The sequence below is a fragment of the Nocardioides sp. NPDC051685 genome, from assembly GCF_044453405.1.
In the GTDB taxonomy this organism is placed as follows: Bacteria; Actinomycetota; Actinomycetes; order Propionibacteriales; family Nocardioidaceae; genus Nocardioides.
In genome coordinates, this window is sequence record NZ_JBITCR010000004.1 from 294,415 (window position 1) to 313,271 (window position 18,857).

Below are 18,857 nucleotides of genomic sequence, written 5' to 3' on the forward strand. Positions count from 1 at the left end.
AAAGGCAATAACCGATGAGTGACTTCGGGGCAACATACGACGAGATGACCGGCACCGCCGACAAGCTCGACCAGGGCAAGGACACGATCGAGTCCGCGCTGGACGAGTGCCAGGGTTACGTGGACGAGCTGGTCCAGGACGGGTTCAAGACGGAGAAGGCGTCGGGCAAGTTCCAGGACGGCTACTCGGAGATGACGACCGGTCTGAAGGACGCCATTGCTGGTGTCGAGGACATGGCTCAGGCTCTGCGTGACATGGCCACGGCGATCCAGGACCTGGACTCGCAGCTCGCCGGCGGCTGAGCAACAACGCTTGCCAAGGTGGTGGGCTGGCGTCTGTCGGCCCACCATCACCCGTCTCGGTCAGGTGCTGCGGTGTCGACACCCGCCGGTGCGCTGCCGCGACCCTCTAACCGGGCTAGCAGAAACTTTACTTTCGAAGATGTTTAGAACTCGACGTAGCGGGTAGGACTACCGCGACGACGTTGATTGCCCAGATCTCGGACCACGCCCGGGATGAGGGTGTCGGCTCGTCGAGTTCACGCTTCACGACTATGTGACGCGTGAGTGATGGTGACGAACGGCGCCGCAATCGGGTGTCGTGAAATGGAAATCGCGGGAAAGGCGAAGATCGATGAGTGACTTCGGGGCAACATACGACGAGATGACCGGCACCGCCGACAAGCTCGACCAGGGCAAGGACACGATCGAGTCCGCGCTGGACGAGTGCCAGGGCTACGTGGACGAGCTGGTTCAGGACGGGTTCAAGACGGAGAAGGCGTCCGGTAAGTTCCAGGACGGCTACTCGGAGATGACCACGGGTCTGAAGGACGCCATTGCTGGTGTCGAGGACATGGCGCAGGCTCTGCGTGACATGGCGACTGCCATTCAGGACCTGGACTCGCAGCTCGCCGGCGGCTGATCGACGGCAGGTGGCGGCGGGGTCAACCCGACGGGTGACCCGCCGCTGCCGTCCGATGACGGTGCATCGCCCCGTCATCGGCGAGTGTTGGTACGTCAAGAGTCTGTTTGGGAAAGAAGGACGGTCGGTTATGGCCGATGTCAGTATCAAGATCGCTGAGTTGGACACGGTGGCCAAGAGCCTCAGCAGTATCGTCGAGGAGTTCGAGCAGGCGAGCAGTCGTGCCGACAAGCTCGAGGACGCCATCGGGGACCCCTTCGACCGCAATGACCTGCGGGAAGCTGCTGAGGATTTCGAGGATCGATGGAACAACAAGCGTGACGAGCTGAAGGATGCCCTCAAGGGCGTCCAGGAGCATGTCAAGGGCGTGGTTGATGGATTCCAGAACTGGGACAGCGAGACCGCGCTGGCGTTCGAGTCCAAGTGAGACGACAGTAGCGTGGTGGCGGAAACGACTGGGCTGTAGCTCGGGAACAAGGAGATCAAGTCGATGTTTGGCGGGATGGAAGACTCTCCCAAGGGCAGGGAGATCAAGCATGTTGAAGGCACGCCCGGAGAGATCGTTTCGCGAGGCAAGCAGATCGAGAGCCTCGGCAAGAAGATGCATGACGCTGCCACAACTCTGCAGACTCTCAAGGACAACACCCTCTCGGATGGACAGCAGCAGGGTCAGGCCATCCAGAAGCTTCAAGAGATCATCGGCGACTCTCACGAGAAGCTAAGAGAGGCCGGTGACCTCTACGAGCCCGTTGGGCCTGTTCTCGTGCAGTACGGCGAATCGCTCGAGACGTGCAAGCCGAGGATCGACGGGAGTGCCAACACATGCAAGGAGCTGTGGTCGACCTACGAGAACCTCCCGGGCGACAAGGACGACAGCACCACGGAGGAGGAAGGTGGCCTTCTCGGAATCGGTGGCACTGACAAAGAGGAAGCCGCGGACAACAAGGCCAAGAAGGAAGCGTACGACAACTGGAAGGCTGAGGCTGAGACCTTCGACACCTGGTACGACGTCTGGGAAGATGCCTTCGATGAGGCTACGAACGGCATCACCGACGGAACCTCTGGCAAGATCGAGGACAGTTTCTGGTCGGACATCGCAGAGGTCATGGCGGTCGTCACTGTAGTTATCGCGGTTGTTGCCTTGGTTATCGGTGGGCCGATTCTTGCGGCGATTGCGCTCGTCGCTGGGGTTATCTACCTCGCCGCCGTCATTGGTCAGTATTGTAATGACGAGGCAAACAAGACGGATATATTCCTCGCTGCAGTCAGCATTATCCCGGTCGGCAAGATGACTACATTCGGTAAGCTTGCGCATCTCAACAAGGCTGCGACGAAGTCGGCTATCTTCGGGAAGTTCACCGCGTGCAAGGGGCTTACGTCGGCACTGAAGAATCCGAAGCTCTTCTACAAGGATGGTCTGATCGGCGCATTCAAGTATCGTGGTGCCGGCGCTGGCTTTCAAAAGTTGGTGCTCGGAAACGAAGGCTTCAAGAGTGTGTATCGATCGCACAAGGCACTTTGGGAAGGTGCCGAGTTTGCTGCGACCCGCAATGGCGGTGCAGTCAAGAACCTAGCGCGCTTCGACTATGCAATCGGCACCGGAACCGGTGTTCTCGGGACGTACGACAAGATCGATCGTCTTCCCGTCATCAACCTTCCAAACGCCCCCAAGTTGCCATCGTGGGTCGGCTGAGAGGCATGGGCAGGACGTGACTCAGAATATTTGGTCATTGGACTTGGCCGAAGATATCGAGGTCCCAGGGTGGCTGTTCGTTCCGAAGGGCATGGATGACGAGCAGCGAAACGAATGGGTCTCCACAGTTCTCGATGACTTGATCGGTAAAGAAGGCTGGGATGGTGAGCCCATCACGAAGGACGAGGCCCTGGAAGTACTAACCGCTGGGATCGCCGAAAGTGATACCGCGGACTCGATCGCTACGTTCCAGGTTTGGCCGCCACTAGCTGGCGATATCGCTACATGTCACATCGGTCTCTACCCGAGCGCCGACATGCCAGACTGGATTGACAGTGATGCGATCGTCCACCGATTTGATGCTCCGTATATCGGTCCCGGGGTTCAATGCTCCACAAAGCGGGAAGTCGTTAACGACGATGGTCCGAATGTGCCTCTTGCGGGGGTACATTTCGTCTTCGACGACGGGGACTCGACCCTAGTCGTAAGTGTGGCGGAAGCGTATGAGCCATTGACTGTCTACGCGCTACGAGGAGCGATGGCGCTGCTTGCAACGCTTCGTCTCGTTCGGTCGAGTGATGGTAAATCGTTCCGGTCGGTCGAGTTCGATGGCGTCCTAGAGGATTCGCCCTGGCGATTCGAGGAGAGCGCATGAACAGCCTGAGAGAGTCGCTCGGCGTTGCGCCTGATCCGGACTTTGAGATGACCCTCCCGCCGGGCTGGTCGCGAAGCGAAGTCGATGAGCAGACGTTTGAAGCCATGGTCTCCGGTTTGAAGCGGCGACTAATGCAAGAACACAAACCTGAGCTCTACGCGGAACTTCGCCGATTGCTCAAGAAGTCCTTCGACGAGATGCGACAAAATGGTGCGTTCGCGTTCTTTGTGGCGACTGAGCAGCAACGGACGACGTTGTGGTTGCCGGCTTCGATGGTTGCTTCCATTCGTCGGCCGGACCCAGGATCCAGCCTTGACGAGTTGGCCCGCGGACTGATTGTGGGTCGCGGTGCGAAGCCATTGATGGGTGACGTGCGGACGTTGCGTTATGAGCAAGAGAAGACCATCCAGGTGGGTGGTGAGTCGGTCGTGAGCCGAACGGCGACGTACCTAATTCCGATCCCTGGAACCAAGCGTCGCCGCGCGCTGCAAATTGTGGGAGGGTTTGCGACGCCGCTGGAGATGGCGCCAGATGACCCTTACGTTCTGGGAGCTAAGTTCCTTTTCGACTCCTGCGTCTCAAGTCTTAGATGGCGTACCTCCACTGTAACCTCCTGATCCCCGGCATAGCGATGCAGAAGTGGAGCAAAGTTTTTTATGAGTGAACGTTCGTCAGGCGCGGACGAGATTGTTCGTTGGGCGCGCGTGGCTGAATTTCCGACTCCGGTGCAGTGGTCTGCTGTCGAGAATCGGATCCTCAGTGCGCCAGTCCCGGATGGTAATCCCGCTCCGGGCCCCAACCCCATCTTCGGGATTCCGCTTTACGTTGTTGGGGTCATTATGTACGCCCTCCCGATGGCCGGTGTAGGGATATTACTCGCTCGAGTTGGTGGGGCCATTCCCGATTCGGGAGGCTGGGGCCGAGCGGCGTTTGCGTGTTTCTTGATTGCTCTGGTAATTCCTGTCGTCACCTGGGAGATGTGGCGCTCGAGTGGGCGCAGGCGGCGACCGATGGACCTCATCGTGACTGCATTGTCCGGAGTTTCATCTGTGATTGCGTTCATCCTGCTGCAACGCGGCAGCGCGGACCTTGGCGGACGCGCGTTGATGGTTCTCACGGCAGTTGCGGCGGTCGCGGGAGTCGGCGTGTTCGTCCTGCTGGTGCTTGGTTCTAACGGATGGCGACGCTATACGCCGCGAAGCTTGCGCCCGCAGAGTCGAGAGGATCGAAGCTACAACAACGTCCGAGCAAGGGTCCTCGAAGCGCTCGTGAAGCGCGGGGTGGTAGACGAGAGGAGTATCGACATCCCCGCGATGTTGGATATGCCGATTGGTTCGTGGGGAGAGCTTGATGACCGCTCCTAACCGCGCGCTCGGCGACGCCTCGACTGTGGACAAGGAGACGTTGCGCGACAGTCTGATTAGGAAGGTTCTCCGATGGAATCGCTGAGCTTGTTTGGCGTTGGCGTGTTGTTGGCACTCGTGTTTCCGGTTGTGCTGATCATGGCGGTTCGCACGTCGCTGCGTCGGCGCTCGTGGATACATGTCGACGGAACGGTCACGTCGGTCAAGACGAAGCGTCGGAGCAATGGAGAAACTCAGACGTCTGTGCGCTATCAGTACGTGGACTCGGCAGGGCAGCAACGATCGGGGACCGATACGCCGTGGTTTAGGGAGCCGAAGCGAAACTCCCGAATTGCTGTCATGTACGATCCTGACAATCCAGAAATCAGCGAAGCGTCCTCTATGACTTGGTTGTACATTCTCCTAGTTTTCTCGGCGGTCTTGCTTGTTATTGGCGTGCTGTTGATCGCCTCAGGTTTAGGGGCCTGAGGTCGCTCGTCGGTCTACGCGAGGGTGACGCTCGGCAAAACGACCGTCGGCGGTGTGCTGACGGCACCCCGATCCCGCCGAGTTGGGGCCCGAAACGTAGTCGAAGTGTGGATCGGGGCTGCTTTTCAACCAGGCTAGAGACGTCGCTAAGGGAGCACGGGCAGCAGGATTCCGAGGTTGTTGGAGCAACTTTGCGGGTCGTGTGACGCAACTTGGCGGCCACCAGCGTATGAAGGTGACAACAAGCCTGAATTTACGCTTCACTACACGGCGTCGCGTGCAATACGGTGACGACCGGACGCCCCGACGGGCGTTCTGCAATGGAAATCGCGGGAAAGGCAATGATCGATGAGTGACTTCGGGGCAACATACGACGAGATGACCGGCACCGCCGACAAGCTCGACCAGGGCAAGGACACGATCGAGTCCGCGCTGGACGAGTGCCAGGGCTACGTGGACGAGCTGGTTCAGGACGGGTTCAAGACGGAGAAGGCGTCCGGTAAGTTCCAGGACGGCTACTCGGAGATGACCACGGGTCTGAAGGACGCCATTGCTGGTGTCGAGGACATGGCTCAGGCTCTGCGTGACATGGCCACGGCGATCCAGGACCTGGACAGCCAGCTCGCCGGCGGCTGATCCAATCGCTTGGTTGGGCGGGGCGACGCGAGAGCGATCGCCCCGCCCGAAGCGGCATTTCGGCAACTTTGACCGGGCAGATTGACGGAAGATCGAAGGGGAGCGAGCGGTGGCGGACGTCAAGATCAAGATCGAGACACTCTCGAGGATCGCGACACAGTTGGACTCGATCGTGAGCGAGTTCGAGAATGCGACGAGCCAGTCCGAGGAGCTCGAGGCGGACATCGGCAATCCGTACGGCCGCGGTGACCTCCGGGACAAGGCACAGGACTTCGAGGAGCGCTGGGATGACAAGCGCGACGAACTCAAGGACAGCCTGAAGGAGCTCCACGAGCACGTCAAAGGCGTAGTCGACGGTTTCGAGAACTGGGACAGCGAGACTGCCCTTCAGTTCCAGACCAAGTAGGACGTCCGGCGACCCGCGACGCGGTGACCGCGGCGGGGCGGACGATTCAGGACACCCGACGGGCTCGACGAAGGAGCACATGAGCCATGGATTCATCACCTAAGGGCAGAGAGATCAAGACTGTCGAGGGCAACCCCTCGGGCATCATCGAGCGCGGCGACGCCATCGAGCGTCTGGGCGAGATGATGAAGTCCTGTTATGAAGAGCTGAAGAAGATCTCGGAGCACGACCTCGCCAACGGCGAGATGGACGGCAAGGCCGTCGAAAAGCTTCAAGACAAGATCGGCGACTCGTACAAGACGCTCGAAGAGGCCGCCGCGCTCTACACGCCGGTCGGGCCGATCATCGCCAAGTACGGCGAAGAGCTTCAGCAGTGGCAGCCGCTGATCAGGTCGCAGGTCGACACCTGCGAGGACCTGTGGGCCAAGTTCGAAAGCATGGAGGGTGCGCCCAACCATCTTCCGGGCGCCGGGCCGGAGGAAGGAAGCCCCGAGGCGCAGCAGGAGGAGGAAGCCGACCAAGCGAAGGAACAGGCCCGCACCGACTGGGAGAACGCCGCCGAGACCTGGGACGGCTACTACGACTCCTGGGAGGACGCGTACGACGCCGCGGTCAGCGGCATCGGCAACGAGATGTCCGGCAAGATCGAGGACGGCTTCTGGGAGGTCCTCGATGACATCATCGCCGTCCTCGAGGTCATCGGTATGGTCCTCTTCGTCGTCGGTCTGTTCGTCGCTGGCCCGATCGCAGCGATCGCGCTCGCCGTCTCGGCCGCGATCCTGCTGTGCCGGACGATCCAGTTCTGCGCCGGCGAATGTTCGCTCGCGGACCTGGGACTGGCGGTGCTGGACGTCATCCCGTTCGGAAAGTTCGGCAAGATGGCGGACGGAGTCACGGCTCTGGGCGAGGGCGCATCGAAGTTCGCCAAGTTCAAGGCCGGCTTCAAGGTCGCCGGAGGCATCGGTGAGGCGACAGCGATCAAGAGCTTCCCCGACATCATGACGAGCCTGCACACGGGGCTAGAGGTCGGAGACTTCACCAGGCTCGGCAACTACGCGAAGGCGGGCTGGGCGGGCGCGGAGATCCAGGGCGCGATCGGAAAGCAGATCGCGGCGTCCTTCAGTGCAGTCGGTGCCGCGACTGGGCTGCCGGACACGCTCACCGACAACCCGTTCGGCTGATCCGGGGTGTTGGTAGCGATGTCCACCGGCACGGCTGGCGTTCTTGACAGGGGATGATCATGGAAGACGAATGGACTGCTGAGGGTATTTACCCGGAAGACAACTGGTCTCTGAGTCCACGTGACTCGAAGGACCAGGACACCTGGGTACGCGACGAGTGCGCGAGACTTGCGACGCGGTGGGACGATCCCTCGACCGCGCAGGCCGTCGTCGAGGACACGCTCAACAGCGTTTTCCCGTTGGCAGAATCAGCGGGAACGCTGGCGACGATGGTCCACTGGCCGCTGTCGGTTCCGGTGTCGAGCCGTGTCCGAGTCATTCTCGCCACCGGGGAGCCGTACGCACAGGAGGAATGGCGTCAGGCCGGATTCGACATCGACGAGTATCCCGGAGCCGAGATGGGGCCGGGCCTCAAGTGCCTGGCGACGCGCGACGAAGAGATCCATCGCGTTCTGTACCATCTGTCGACGGCCGTCTACGCGTTCACCGCGGCATCGGGAAGCGTCCTGGTGATCGTCGAGTCGGGTGAGCGTCGTGTCTTCGAGATGACGCTCGCGCAGATGCCCTTGATCCTTTCGAACTTGCGCGTCACGCAGCCGAATGGCGAGCCGTTCGTATCCGAAGCCGTCCCTGGGATCACCAGGTCGGACGCCGATGAGTGGGAGTTGTCCTCGAATGCCTAAGGCCGCTGCGCCGAATCCGTCGACGTGGGCGACGGTCCATGGGAACTTCAAGAAGTTCGACATCAACGAGCTGAACCGCGTTGTCCTGGACTACGCCCAGATCGAGTTGGAGGCCGCTGCCAGGAAGCGTCAGCGTTCCGGGCTGACGAAGGTCGGCGCCGGCTTGATGTTCTGGCTGGCTCTGATCGGACTCTGTGGACCGTTGATCGCCGTGGGCGTCTTCATCAGCGGCGGGGGCCTGACGAAGTTCTCCGAAGACTTCTCGGCGGGTGTCGAAGTCCCGTTCATCTATATCGGTTGTGCTTTGGGCGCAGTCTCGATCCTCTACTTTCTGGTTCCGTGGCTGCAGGAATCGCATCGGCAGTGGAACCGGAACCTCGTCGGGTTCTCGGTGATCCTGCTGGTCTCGACCGTCCTCCTCCTGGTCCTCATTCTCATCAGCGACCCTGAGGCGTACCCGAGATTCCCTCTCCTGGTCGCGCCTGTTGTGCTGTTGGTGCTGGAGATCGTCGCGCTCGTCGCGGCATTTCGGCTCTACTCGAAGGAGAAGCCGCCGACGGTGGATGTGACCACGTTGTCGTCCGACGACCTGGAGGTGCTGCTCGCGTCGCGGCATCGCGCGCTGACCACCCTGCGGGCACGGTCGATCGTGTCCTACGACGAGTTCGACGAGCTCGACCGGACGCCCCTCGTTTCTACTGATGGAAGGGCCTGACATGTCCGTGAACGGCGGAGGCTCCCTGAGGGAGACCCTGGGTGTCACCAAGGATCCGGAGTTCTATCTGAAGCTCCTGGACGGCTGGGAACGGCACGCTCCCAACGAGTCAGATCGCGACGCGATCGATGCGCAGCTGAAGGCGCGATGCATGGCGGCCAACAGGCCGGATCTGCACGCGACCTTCCGTACGCAGCTGGATCAGGCCTTCACGCTGATGAAGCAGCAGAACGTGGTCGCCTACTTCGCGGCCACCGGTGAGACGACGAGCAAGGCGTACGTTCCCGGCACCATGTTCGCCACCATTCGGCGCTCGCCCAACGGGGAGAGCCTCGACGCGTACGTCACCCACGCGATCCAGCAGTACGGTGCCAAGCCGCTGTTCGGGGACAAGCGCTTCATCCGGTTCGAGCGGGAGTCACGCAAGGAGATCGAGGGCGGCTCGATCGTGGTGACGTCCATCGTCTACGTCGCGCCTGTCCCGGGCTCCAACCGGCGCCGCGGTCTGCAGTTGACGGCGACCATCGCCCGCCCGGCAGAGATGGCGGCCACGGACCCGAAGTTCATCGGCTGGAAGACGGCTCTCGACGTGTGTGCCTCGACGCTTCGCTGGGCGCCGCCGGCGTAGCTCTAGCGGGTGAGGTCGGCGATCATCACGGTCGCAGCGACCAGGGCCCCGACGGCTAGGACGGCGCCGGCGACGATGAGGGTGCCGAAGGCGACGGGGTAGAACCACCTCTCGAACCTGTTCAGCGGCAGCTCGTTGTCGTACGGACCCTTGGGGTCGTACATCACTTCGACGTCGTCCCCGGTCTTCATGTCCGGGGCACCGCCCTCGCTGTGGCCGTAGTAGCTGCCGCCGGTCTCGGGGGCAGTGAACGCGTAGTCGACGTTGTATCTCGTCGAGCCCGGACCACCGCCGAGATTCACCTTCCATGCCCGGGTGATGCGCGCGGTGGTCCGCGCCCAGTCGCGGCTGGCGAGGGCTCGCCTCCAAGCGTCGCCGAAATTCAGGTAACCCGCCGTGCTGATCCCGATGCCCGCAAGGACGCACAGGGTCAACCCGATGACGTCATCCATTTCCATGCTGGCCAACGCCTTTCTCGTTCAGAGCGAGATCAGGTCGAGGACGGCGAGGATCAGGAAGATGCCACCTCCGCCGAACAAGATGAAGATGAAGCCGTAGTTGATGATGCGACCGACCACGGATCCGCCGGAGACGGTGTCGCTCGCGGCCGGCTCGTCGGGGTTGTAGATGACATCCAGGAGGTCGCCGACCTGCGGCTTCGCCAGGTGCTCGACCTCGCCGACGTGTCGGATGCCGCCGGTGTCGCGGTACTCGTAGCGCGCGTGGATGGGCGTCTCCGACGAAGTTGTTCCGGTTGCTGACGACTGGTGCTTCTTCTTCCAAACGTGGCGGATCGTTGCCTGGGTGCGTGTCCAGGTGGCCAGGCGTCGCCAGCGGCGTACGAGATGAGTCGTCAGCCATGCCGGGAGGATCAGCATTGCGAGCCCGACCAGCAGCGCGCCGACATCACCTGAACTCATGATTGCTCCGCTCGCCCGAGGTTGTTGGCCCACACCCTAACTGGCGGCGTTGGCCATAGATCGCGATCGGACTCGTTCGCTGACGCACCCGCTGACTGCTCCGCGCGCGGTGTCCTCGGGACGCGGCCTTCGTGTCGTTGAGGTGGGCTATCTTCTTGCAGCGCAAGCGCGGATTGCGGATCTCGGAAGGAATGCAACTGTGAACAATCCCGAGGAGACGGTTGCCGGCGATGCGCGCTGGCACGAGTACGCGGTTGGGATGCGGGCCGAGTGGGCGTACGCGGTGGGCTTCGTCATGGTGCCGTTCTTGGGCGGATTGGTCGTCTCGTTCGTGAGCATGATCGTGATCGGTGTGGTGGGTGAGGAGGGCCTCATCACGGACGTGCTGGCGCGCTGGATTCCGCTCTATCGCGCTCAGGACGTCAGCGACAACCTGGATCTGTTGCTGAGGATCTCGATCCTGCCTCTCGGGGCGTTCGCCTACCTGGCGTTCTTGGCGATCACACTCGCTGAAACCGTTGTAGAGGCGAGGGTGTCGAAGGCGCTGTTCGCCGCGGCAGACGACAGTGACTCTCGTTTGGTGCCGCCTCCCTCGCAGATTCGGCAGGTCGAGAGCGAGCCGTTGGAATCGATGCGGATCTTCGCCAAGATGAATCTCTGGGTCGGCGGGGTTGCTGTCGCGATGCTCGTGCTGTTTGCCGTCGTCGAGGAGTCGGCGAAGGGTTGGCTCGCTGTGCTCGTTGTCGCGGCGTACACCATCGGGCTGCGGGTCGGGGTCGACAAGCTGCGTGCCAGGCTGACCGGGCGACAGCAGCGATGGCGGGAACAGGTCGCCGCGCGCTGGCCGGAAGAGGCTGAGAACGCGGTGCGGGCACGAGCGGCGAAGAAGCCGACATCGGTGCAGGAAGGCGACATCGAAGGCGCCCCCGGAGGGCGACTTCGGGCGCTTGCCCGGACACTCGTCTTGTTGCCCGGCGGGCTCGCGCTCGTTGCTGTGTTCTTGATGCAGATCGGGCTGGCGGTTCGCCACCCGGGTTCGTCCAAGTATGAGCTCGCTGACGCGGCGGAGTACGACGCAGCTGGAGAGACCCTGCTCAGCGGTATCTGGTGGCTGATGCTGGCGGTCGTGGTTGTCTGCGTGCTGATGATCCTCGCCTCCGCCGTGCTGGCGCAGGTGGGGACGAGCGCGATGGAGCGTTGGTTGCGCGAGCGGGCGGCTGATCCGACGACTGACCGGCCGCCTTACCAAGTGCTTCTCGGGTTTTCGGAGCGCCAGGGGCTGCCGGCGCTGAAGGGGATGGGGTTCGTCGCGGGACTGGTGTCCGTGTTCGGGACCGGCCTCGTGCTTCTGGGCTCCCTCGACATGGGCGGTTTTGCTGACATCTATAGCGGCAGCGACCAGATCTTCGGTGCGTACGTGTCGCCTGCGCTGGGGCTGATCGGCGCGACCGCGTTCCTCGTCCTCATCTGCATGGGCTTGCAGGTGTGGCAGACGGTGAGCGAGCGCGAGTTCCGCAACCTTCTCCGTGAGCGTTGGCCGATCCGGCCTCCTGGGGTCGGGCAGCGGAAGTCCGACGAGGCGGCGAACGCGACGTAGGAGCGGGATCGCTAGCCTTACCGCGTCTTTACGCACCTACTGATGACGGGATGTGAGCGGTGACTCGGGGAATCGCAGCGATGACGGCGGCCACGGCAGCCTTGGTCTCGGGGTGCAGCGTTGGTGCGCCGCCCAAGGACTTCGCGATCGAGGATGCGGTCCTGGCGATGCGGGTGCACGAGGGCGGGGAGGACTCCAGCTATCTCGTGCTGGTCTCGCCCGAGGGGAAGACCCGAGCGATCGAGCTCGAAGGGGTCGAGGGCGCCGGGATCTCCTGGACGGAGCATGGGATCACGACCTCCGACCCGAAGCACGACTACGTGATCGACGAGTCCGGGCTCACCGACAACAAGCGCACGAGTGGCGACAAGTCTCTCGAGACGAGTCATGAGTGGTACCGCGTGCAGGTCGGCGCGGGGACGTTGGTCGGTTTCAGCCCCGCGGACTCGTCCAAGGATCCGTTCGTGACCTACATCGACGGTGAGAGCGGCAAGACGACTACACGGGTGTCTCCGTACGGCGAGACGTCGACGGCGGCGGTGTGTGGTGAGCGCGTGTTCGCGCCGGGGAGGGGAACCGGCACCAAGGCGTTCGAGGAGGACAGCGAGTCGATCCCGGAGGAGCAGTGGGACCGCGCGGCGTTGACCTCGGCGTATCCACACGACGGCACTGACATGTTGAGCACCTTGGAGCCCACCGGTCCGGGCGCCACGTCGCCCTGTGCCGACGGCATCGTCTACGAAGGGTGGGAGAACGACGACGACCAGGACTTCGTACGCACCTGGAACACCGCGAAGGGGACGCCGGCGGCGAAGGCCGCCGTCGACCACGAGATCGTCTATCCGAAGGATGCCTCCTCACAGATCGGTGGACCTTCTGCGGTGACGGTTGTGGACGGCCAACTCGTCTGGGTGGTCGAGAACACGATGTGGAGCGCACCGCTTCCGAGCGCTGCCGCTGGACCGGTCGAGGCACGCGAGGTCGGCTACCTGGAGGGATATGTCGGGCTCGATGCCGAGGTGCTGGCGTACTCGTCGAATGCCGCCTACACGGTCACGAACGAGACCGACCTGCACGAGCGAAAGTGGTCCAGGAGCCGACACAGCGATCGCGTCTGGACGGAGCTGACCGAGCTGAGCCTCGTGCGTACGGACCCGGCCACCGGGGAGCCTTCCATCGCCCTGGAGATCGACATGAAGGACGTCGACTTCCCGACCAAGGACGCCAGCGTCACTGCTTTGGCGATCGATCCGGCATGGCTGGCCAAGAAGGGTGAGTAGCTGATGGCAGAGGTGCCGAAGGCGTTCATGGCGTGGGCGCGCAAGACCGATGAAGCAGAGAAGGTGTGGGCTCGGGAGGCGGTCGACAGCTGGGCGCGTACGGCACGGTTCTCCCAGCCGTTGAACTGGGGCGAGGCGGAGGCCGCGGTGCTCGATCGCGACTACCCGCCGCTGCCGGGAATGTTCGTGCTGAAGCTCGTGGGCGTGGTCGCCCTGGGGATTCTCGCTCTGATTGCTGCGCCGTTCTACGGGGCCGCCGTGATCGGGTTCGTTCTGGTTGCGCTCGCCCCAGCACAGAGCACCGGCGCCGAGGGACTGCTGTGGCTGGCCCGACTCGCATTCGGGCTTGCGATCCTCATGGTCGGCCTGGGGCTTTCAACGTGGTGGGGGACGCGCCGGCGAAGCGCCCTCGGGGTGGCGACCGCGGCCGTCACCGCGATCGGCGCGGGCGCGGCGTACGTCTTGGTTCTGATCCTCGACCTACCTGAGATGGCCTGGCTGGCTGCGTTGGCGCTCGTCGCCGCGATTCTCGGAACCGTACATCTGGTTCTCGAGCTGGTCTCCAAGCCTGAGGGTGGCGCGAAGAACCGGAAGCCGCCACCGAGGGGGCCACGAGGTTCGGGCCGGCGGCTGCGGGCAGGGAAGGCGCGCGACAGGCTTCTGGAGATCCTCATCCAGCGTCGGCTGGTCAAGGTGGACGAAGGAGACCGGATCCGGCTCCGGGAGATGCCCCTGGGCTACTGGTCGGAACTCGATGGGTTGGACGAGCGGGAATGGCGGCGGGTGCTGGAATATCGCCACGTGGGATGGCGCGAGTTCGACGCGAGCGACAAGCAGGTTCGTTGATGTCAGGGAGATCACGGCGCGACACGCCGAAGTAAAGCGCGACCAGACGGGTTCGGGTTGCCAAGGTGACGCGCGTACCTCTCGATCTCGGGAACGTTCACCGTTGAAAGGACCCCTTCATGCGCAATCGCACCACCGTCCGGACCTGCCGACTGGCCGCAGCCGGACTGAGCGTCGGCCTCGCGCTCACCCTGACCGGATGCGGCTCGGACGACACCAAGGCGGACGCCGACGCGGCGGTCGAGGTCGAGTCCAGCGCACCGGCATCCGAGTCTCCGTCCGCGGCGCCTGCCGCCGCCGAGGCGGAGGTGAAGATCGGGAAGACGCTCAAGGACCCCGACATGGGTGACACGATCGAGATCGTCTCGGCCGTCCGCGACTTCCCGTCGACGGAGGAGGCCGACCTCATCGCCGAGGGTGGCGAGGTCGTGCTGCTCCAGGTGAAGATCAAGCCTGGCAAGGAGTACGGCGGTCGGATCTCGGACGGGAACTTCGAGATCTCCTGGGACAAGGGCGCCGACTTCGAGAGCGCTGACACCCGCCTGATGACCGAGGAGCTGACCGCCGCGAAGCGTACGCCGCTCGAGGACGTGCAGCGGCGCGACGGCGGTGAGCACACCGGCTGGATCGCCTTCCAGGTCGAGGAGAAGGCCGACACGTACCTCATCGAGTACGAGCGCGACGGTGCGAAGGTGCTCGGCTCGGACAAGACCATCGCGGAGTTCACCGAGCAGGTGGAGATCCCCGCCAGCTGAGTCTCGACGCCACCTGGGCGGAGACCGGCTACGTCGGTAGCAGGTCTCCGCCCAGGCTCGTTAGGATCTGGGCGTCCGTTGTCTCGGAGAGGGGACTTGAAGGTGCATCCTGGGGCACGTCGTCGCATAGGGCTCGTTTCCGTTGCCAGTATGGCGCTCGTTGCCACCGCCTGCTCGGGTGATCTGCCCGCGTCGGTGGAGGAGGGGACGGAGGTCACCGTCGCGTGGACGGGGTCCCTGACCAGCACCAACCCGGCGAACGCGGCGAGCGTGACCGACGGCAACCTCGACATCGCCTCGGTGACCCGTGGGGCCTTCGGCACCCTGGTCGACGACACCGTGGAGATGGACGAGACCTTCGGCAAGGTCACCATGGAGGGCGACGACAAGCAGCCCCGGGTGCGCTTTGACCTGGCCAAGCCCACCTGGTCCGACGGGGTGCCGATCGACACCGCCGACCTCATGCTCGGCTGGGCGGCGAGCTCGGGTTACTTCAGCAATCCGAAGGAGGGCAGCTCCGACGGCACGGTCGACTTCGGCGGCGTGACGACCGGGCTCACCAAGAGTGCCTATATTCCGGAGATCGACGAGGGCGCGCGGGCCATCGAGGTTCCGCTCGTCGTTCCGGTCGTCGACTGGCAGACGGCACTCAACGTCGCCGTCCCGGCGCACGTGGTCGGCCAGAAGGCGCTGAAGATCGAGGACCCCATCGAGGCCAAGGTCGCGGTCGAGAACGCCATCGAGGAGTCCGACACCGCGAAGCTGACCAAGATCGCGGAGGCCTGGAAGTCGATCTTCGCGGTCGCCGAGGACGGCAAGGCGTCCGAGGCCGCGCTGCTCTCCAGCGGGCCCTACAAGATCTCGAAGATCTCGACCGCAGAAGGCGGCCAGGAGGTCGACCTCGAGGCCAACCCCGAATACGCGGGTGAGGCCAAGCCGACCTACGAGCAGGTACGCCTCACCCCGGCGGGCGCCGACGCGCTGGACAGCCTCGGGGAGAAGGTCGACGTCGTCCAGGTTGCGCCGACCAAGGGCAACCGGAAGCAGGTGCGCGACCTCGAGCGCCGCGACTACGGTGTCGCGACCGCCAACGACGGCACCATGTGGGCGTTGACCCTCCGCACCGACCGTGGCGTGTTCAAGCGCAAGGAGACCCGCACGTCCTATCTGCGGGCGGTGCCCCGTGGCGACATCTCCGAGGGCGGCGCGGGCGACTGGGCCGAGGCGTACGAAGCCACCGACGTCGTCCTGTTCCCGCCGGGTGGCGAGGGCTACCAGATCGCGACCGAGGACTCCGGGTTCAACACGAAGTTCGGAGCCTCCGAGGACGCGAAGGCTCCGCGTGGCGCCCGGGTGTGCATCTCCTACGACAAGTCGAGCGCGTTCGCCTCGGGCGCCTACGACACCATCGCGAACGCCGTCGACGACGAGGGCTGGTCCACCGCCGACTGTGGCGTGTCCTCGGCCGACAAGGTGCTCTCCGGCAGCAGGTGGGACGCCGTCCTCGCCCGGATCCCGATCCCGCAGACGCCGGAGGAGATCTCGGCACAGTGGGGCACCAAGGGCAGCCTGAACGCGACCGGCGGTGGCGACCGTGAACGCGACCGCCTCATCAGCGAGCTGGCTCGCACCGCCGACCCCTACGAGGCCCGCGACGTACGTGTCGAGATCGAGAAGTCCCTGGTCAGGGACTCGATCGTGGTGCCGATCGTGATGAACCCGACCGTGACGGTGATCGACAAGAAGGTCGACAGCGTACGCCCTCGGTCGGGACAGGTCGCGCCGCTCGTCTCGACCGTCGTCGAGTGGTCGCCCACCAAGAAGTAGACGACTTTTCGAAGTTTTGAGTGGTTGGGTTCGGCACCCCTTGAATAGGGTGCGGGCATGACGACGCTTCATCCCGGGGCAGTGTTCGGCCACTACCGCCTGGATCGCATTCTCGGCGAGGGTGGGATGGGCGTGGTCTATGACGCCTTCGACACCCGACTCGAGCGCCAGGTGGCCTTGAAGATGGTGCATGCCCACCTCGCCGACCGACAGTTCATCGACATGTTCATCCGCGAGGGGCAGACCCTCGCGCAGATCAGGTCGCCCCACATCATCGCGATCTACGACATCGGCGAGCAGCAGGGCAGCCCCTTCATCGTCACCCAGTTCATCAAGGGTGGCGACGTGACCGGACTCGTACGTTCGAAGGGACCGTTGGCGCCACACCTGGCGTGTCTGGTGAACGCCCAGGTGGCGGGGGCGCTCCACGACGCCCACCAGGTCGGGATCATCCACCAGGACGTGAAGCCGTCGAACGTGCTCGTCCGCAACCCGGAGAGCCCGCTCGATCCGTTCGCGTTCCTGTGCGACTTCGGGATCGCGACCTCCTCGTCGGACTCGCCTGCCGGAGGGATCACCGGCACCTGGAACTACCTGGCGCCCGAATACATCCGCGACGAGCGCGACGCGCAGGGCCGGCCGATCCAGCCGGCACCGTCGCGCGACATCTACGCCGCCGGCTGCATGCTCTGGTTCACGTTGACCGGCAAGATCCCCTACTCCGGCGCAGCCGTGCAGGTCGCGATGGCCCACCAGAGCGCGCCGATCCCGCAGTTCGTCGGCGATGACGAGTGGACCCGGACGGCGAACCGGATCCTGCAGCTCTCGATGGCGAAGGATCCGCGGAGTCGCTACCAGAGCGCGGCGGTCTTCAAGGACGACCTGCTGAAGCTCCGGGAGATCACCTCTCCGCCTCAGCTCCGGCCGGCGCCGTCGATGACGGACCCGAATCCGATGCCCATCCTCGTCTCCGCCATCAGGCCGCCCACCGAGGCCGAGGCCATCCTGATCGAGGAGCAGGCCCGGCCCTCCAAGATCACCCCGCTCCGGGTCGGTGCGGCGATGGTCGGCGTGGCCGCCCTGGGGGTCGGTGGAGCCCTGGCGATCACCCAGCCCTGGGTCGAGGACGGGCCCGAGCCCATCGTGCCGACCGTCAAGGGCGCTGCGTACGCGGACGTGAACGGAGACAAGTTCGGCGATGTGGTCACCAACGTCCAGAACCCCGACGGCAAGGGTGTCGACGTGGTCACCTGGAAGTCGGACGGCCGCTCGCTGACCCCGTCGAAGCCCGCGACGTACGACGACCCGGCGCTCGCGGAGGACAACGACGGCAACGAGGTCTATCCGCTCTGCGCCGACTTCACCGGCGACGGGAAGAACTCGTTCATCACCTTCGTACGCAGCGAGAAGGGCTTCAACTTCCACGGCGATCTGGAGGGATCCCTCAAGGCGCCTGCGGGGGTCGTCGAGCAGGGCAAGAAGATGGCCGGGTCGTCGTTCTACTACGACCTGGGTGCCGACGACTTCGACGGTGACGGTGTCGCCGACCTGTTCATGGCCACGAGCTTCGGCAACCCGGACCCTGCCCTCGACAAGCAGGGCAGAACGGTCGGGGACGGCGCCATCTGGGTCTATCGCGGCACCGGGTCAGGGTTCGCGGAGCCGACGCGGTTCGCGGCCTATCCGGCTGAAGAGCGGGAGCAGGTCGTGGTGGGTGAGTTCACCGGTGACGAGAAGGCCGACCTGGTGGTGCTGAACCGAGCCGCAGGGGAGCCCGAGGACAAGACGCTCACGAGTGGAACCTCGGAGCTGGACCTCTACCAGGGAGACGGCGCCGGCGTTGCCGCAGCCAAGTCGTTCCCCTTCAAGCACAAGGGGATCAGTTCCTTCGTCGCTGGTGACGTCAACGGCGACGGTCGGGACGAGATCGTCGCCGCCGAGTCCGGCCGAGGCGAGGGCCAGACGATCACGGTCGGAACCTTCAGCGACGACCTGGCCGAGCTCTCGCTCGCCACCCGCGGGAAGCTCCACAAGCCCCGCAACACCCTCGAGACCACCAGCAGGTATCCCGTGACCCTGGCCGACGTGAACGGGGACGGGCTGACCGACGTCATCGCGGTCTCCCAGGACACCAAGGACAGTCCGTACGCGTTCTACGTGGCCCTGGCGGCGAAGGAGGGCTCGTTCCAGGGCCACGAGCTGGCGACGTGGAAGTCGTCGCCCGATGACGTACGTCGATACAACCTCATGGGAGGAACCATCGGATGAGCGATTCCACCGGA

At 63.9% G+C, this 18,857-nt stretch carries 22 protein-coding genes; 20 read left to right on the plus strand and 2 right to left on the minus strand.

Annotated elements, in window-relative coordinates; translation table 11 throughout:
- Window positions 1–14: 14 nt before the first annotated feature.
- From ACIA03_RS14145 to ACIA03_RS14210, 14 genes are all read left to right on the plus strand, one after another.
- Window positions 15–302, plus strand: coding sequence for a WXG100 family type VII secretion target (locus ACIA03_RS14145; protein WP_141791345.1), 288 nt, complete (start codon window positions 15–17; stop codon window positions 300–302).
- 331 nt (window positions 303–633) lie between these two features.
- Window positions 634–921, plus strand: coding sequence for a WXG100 family type VII secretion target (locus tag ACIA03_RS14150; protein WP_141791345.1), 288 nt, complete (start codon window positions 634–636; stop codon window positions 919–921).
- 130 nt (window positions 922–1,051) lie between these two features.
- Window positions 1,052–1,348 carry a flagellar protein FlgN gene (locus ACIA03_RS14155; protein WP_396983421.1) on the plus strand — a complete coding sequence of 99 codons (297 nt, stop codon included), beginning with the start codon at window positions 1,052–1,054 and terminating at the stop codon, window positions 1,346–1,348.
- A 75-nt stretch (window positions 1,349–1,423) separates the two neighbouring features.
- Window positions 1,424–2,614, plus strand: a complete 1,191-nt coding sequence (locus ACIA03_RS14160; RefSeq protein WP_396983423.1) for a hypothetical protein — start codon at window positions 1,424–1,426, stop codon at window positions 2,612–2,614.
- 37 nt (window positions 2,615–2,651) lie between these two features.
- Window positions 2,652–3,269, plus strand: coding sequence for a hypothetical protein (locus ACIA03_RS14165; RefSeq protein WP_396983425.1), 618 nt, complete (start codon window positions 2,652–2,654; stop codon window positions 3,267–3,269).
- The gene (locus ACIA03_RS14170) at window positions 3,266–3,886 is read left to right on the plus strand and encodes a protein TPRXL (RefSeq protein WP_396983427.1); all 621 of its coding nucleotides are present in this window, start codon (window positions 3,266–3,268) and stop codon (window positions 3,884–3,886) included. The genes ACIA03_RS14165 and ACIA03_RS14170 overlap by 4 nt, the downstream gene beginning before the upstream one ends.
- Before the next feature lie 393 nt (window positions 3,887–4,279).
- Window positions 4,280–4,633, plus strand: coding sequence for a hypothetical protein (locus ACIA03_RS14175; protein ID WP_396983429.1), 354 nt, complete (start codon window positions 4,280–4,282; stop codon window positions 4,631–4,633).
- 72 nt (window positions 4,634–4,705) lie between these two features.
- Window positions 4,706–5,101: a DUF3592 domain-containing protein gene (locus tag ACIA03_RS14180; protein ID WP_396983431.1), complete on the plus strand. Its 396-nt coding sequence runs from the start codon at window positions 4,706–4,708 to the stop codon at window positions 5,099–5,101.
- A 348-nt stretch (window positions 5,102–5,449) separates the two neighbouring features.
- Window positions 5,450–5,737 carry a WXG100 family type VII secretion target gene (locus tag ACIA03_RS14185; protein WP_141791345.1) on the plus strand — a complete coding sequence of 96 codons (288 nt, stop codon included), beginning with the start codon at window positions 5,450–5,452 and terminating at the stop codon, window positions 5,735–5,737.
- A gap of 109 nt (window positions 5,738–5,846) precedes the next feature.
- Window positions 5,847–6,143, plus strand: coding sequence for a flagellar protein FlgN (locus tag ACIA03_RS14190; protein ID WP_141791353.1), 297 nt, complete (start codon window positions 5,847–5,849; stop codon window positions 6,141–6,143).
- Window positions 6,144–6,229: 86 nt separating this feature from the next.
- Complete coding sequence (locus ACIA03_RS14195) at window positions 6,230–7,324, plus strand: hypothetical protein (protein ID WP_396983433.1); 1,095 nt, start codon at window positions 6,230–6,232, stop codon at window positions 7,322–7,324.
- A 59-nt stretch (window positions 7,325–7,383) separates the two neighbouring features.
- Window positions 7,384–8,007, plus strand: coding sequence for a hypothetical protein (locus ACIA03_RS14200; protein ID WP_396983435.1), 624 nt, complete (start codon window positions 7,384–7,386; stop codon window positions 8,005–8,007).
- A 106-nt stretch (window positions 8,008–8,113) separates the two neighbouring features.
- Window positions 8,114–8,722: a hypothetical protein gene (locus tag ACIA03_RS14205; protein WP_396983437.1), complete on the plus strand. Its 609-nt coding sequence runs from the start codon at window positions 8,114–8,116 to the stop codon at window positions 8,720–8,722.
- 1 nt (window position 8,723) lies between these two features.
- Window positions 8,724–9,350 (plus strand): protein TPRXL, encoded by a 627-nt coding sequence (locus ACIA03_RS14210; RefSeq protein WP_396983439.1) that lies wholly within the window; start codon window positions 8,724–8,726, stop codon window positions 9,348–9,350.
- Between the two features lie 2 nt (window positions 9,351–9,352).
- Here the strand turns inward: ACIA03_RS14210 and ACIA03_RS14215 are convergent, their stop codons facing one another.
- Window positions 9,353–9,808, minus strand: a complete 456-nt coding sequence (locus tag ACIA03_RS14215) for a DUF3592 domain-containing protein (protein WP_396983441.1) — start codon at window positions 9,806–9,808, stop codon at window positions 9,353–9,355.
- Window positions 9,809–9,829: 21 nt separating this feature from the next.
- Window positions 9,830–10,270: a DUF3592 domain-containing protein gene (locus ACIA03_RS14220; protein WP_396983443.1), complete on the minus strand. Its 441-nt coding sequence runs from the start codon at window positions 10,268–10,270 to the stop codon at window positions 9,830–9,832.
- A gap of 199 nt (window positions 10,271–10,469) precedes the next feature.
- Between ACIA03_RS14220 and ACIA03_RS14225 the strand changes: the two genes are divergently transcribed.
- The 6 genes from ACIA03_RS14225 (at window position 10,470) to ACIA03_RS14250 (ending at window position 18,843) form a co-directional block, all read left to right on the plus strand.
- Window positions 10,470–11,867 carry a hypothetical protein gene (locus ACIA03_RS14225; protein ID WP_396983445.1) on the plus strand — a complete coding sequence of 466 codons (1,398 nt, stop codon included), beginning with the start codon at window positions 10,470–10,472 and terminating at the stop codon, window positions 11,865–11,867.
- Window positions 11,868–11,926: 59 nt separating this feature from the next.
- Window positions 11,927–13,147, plus strand: a complete 1,221-nt coding sequence (locus tag ACIA03_RS14230) for a hypothetical protein (RefSeq protein WP_396983447.1) — start codon at window positions 11,927–11,929, stop codon at window positions 13,145–13,147.
- A 27-nt stretch (window positions 13,148–13,174) separates the two neighbouring features.
- The gene (locus tag ACIA03_RS14235; protein WP_396983449.1) at window positions 13,175–13,993 is read left to right on the plus strand and encodes a hypothetical protein; all 819 of its coding nucleotides are present in this window, start codon (window positions 13,175–13,177) and stop codon (window positions 13,991–13,993) included.
- A 119-nt stretch (window positions 13,994–14,112) separates the two neighbouring features.
- Entirely contained in the window at window positions 14,113–14,748 is a 636-nt protein-coding gene (locus ACIA03_RS14240) for a transcriptional regulator (protein ID WP_396983451.1), read from the plus strand.
- A gap of 150 nt (window positions 14,749–14,898) precedes the next feature.
- On the plus strand, window positions 14,899–16,575 hold the full coding sequence (locus tag ACIA03_RS14245) for an ABC transporter substrate-binding protein (protein ID WP_396983453.1): 1,677 nt from the start codon (window positions 14,899–14,901) through the stop codon (window positions 16,573–16,575).
- A 57-nt stretch (window positions 16,576–16,632) separates the two neighbouring features.
- Window positions 16,633–18,843 (plus strand): protein kinase, encoded by a 2,211-nt coding sequence (locus ACIA03_RS14250; protein ID WP_396983455.1) that lies wholly within the window; start codon window positions 16,633–16,635, stop codon window positions 18,841–18,843.
- Window positions 18,844–18,857: the final 14 nt, after the last annotated feature.

Bases quoted from the DNA above. Each gene is read 5' to 3' on its own strand.
- ACIA03_RS14145 (WP_141791345.1), top strand. From the start codon at position 15: ATGAGTGACTTCGGGGCAACATACGACGAGATGACCGGCACCGCCGAC.
- ACIA03_RS14150 (WP_141791345.1), top strand. From the start codon at position 634: ATGAGTGACTTCGGGGCAACATACGACGAGATGACCGGCACCGCCGAC.
- ACIA03_RS14155 (WP_396983421.1), top strand. From the start codon at position 1,052: ATGGCCGATGTCAGTATCAAGATCGCTGAGTTGGACACGGTGGCCAAG.
- ACIA03_RS14160 (WP_396983423.1), top strand. From the start codon at position 1,424: ATGGAAGACTCTCCCAAGGGCAGGGAGATCAAGCATGTTGAAGGCACG.
- ACIA03_RS14170 (WP_396983427.1), top strand. From the start codon at position 3,266: ATGAACAGCCTGAGAGAGTCGCTCGGCGTTGCGCCTGATCCGGACTTT.
- ACIA03_RS14175 (WP_396983429.1), top strand. From the start codon at position 4,280: ATGGACCTCATCGTGACTGCATTGTCCGGAGTTTCATCTGTGATTGCG.
- ACIA03_RS14180 (WP_396983431.1), top strand. From the start codon at position 4,706: ATGGAATCGCTGAGCTTGTTTGGCGTTGGCGTGTTGTTGGCACTCGTG.
- ACIA03_RS14185 (WP_141791345.1), top strand. From the start codon at position 5,450: ATGAGTGACTTCGGGGCAACATACGACGAGATGACCGGCACCGCCGAC.
- ACIA03_RS14195 (WP_396983433.1), top strand. From the start codon at position 6,230: ATGGATTCATCACCTAAGGGCAGAGAGATCAAGACTGTCGAGGGCAAC.
- ACIA03_RS14200 (WP_396983435.1), top strand. From the start codon at position 7,384: ATGGAAGACGAATGGACTGCTGAGGGTATTTACCCGGAAGACAACTGG.
- ACIA03_RS14210 (WP_396983439.1), top strand. From the start codon at position 8,724: ATGTCCGTGAACGGCGGAGGCTCCCTGAGGGAGACCCTGGGTGTCACC.
- ACIA03_RS14215 (WP_396983441.1), bottom strand. From the start codon at position 9,808: ATGGAAATGGATGACGTCATCGGGTTGACCCTGTGCGTCCTTGCGGGC.
- ACIA03_RS14220 (WP_396983443.1), bottom strand. From the start codon at position 10,270: ATGAGTTCAGGTGATGTCGGCGCGCTGCTGGTCGGGCTCGCAATGCTG.
- ACIA03_RS14235 (WP_396983449.1), top strand. From the start codon at position 13,175: ATGGCGTGGGCGCGCAAGACCGATGAAGCAGAGAAGGTGTGGGCTCGG.
- ACIA03_RS14240 (WP_396983451.1), top strand. From the start codon at position 14,113: ATGCGCAATCGCACCACCGTCCGGACCTGCCGACTGGCCGCAGCCGGA.
- ACIA03_RS14245 (WP_396983453.1), top strand. From the start codon at position 14,899: ATGGCGCTCGTTGCCACCGCCTGCTCGGGTGATCTGCCCGCGTCGGTG.
- ACIA03_RS14250 (WP_396983455.1), top strand. From the start codon at position 16,633: ATGACGACGCTTCATCCCGGGGCAGTGTTCGGCCACTACCGCCTGGAT.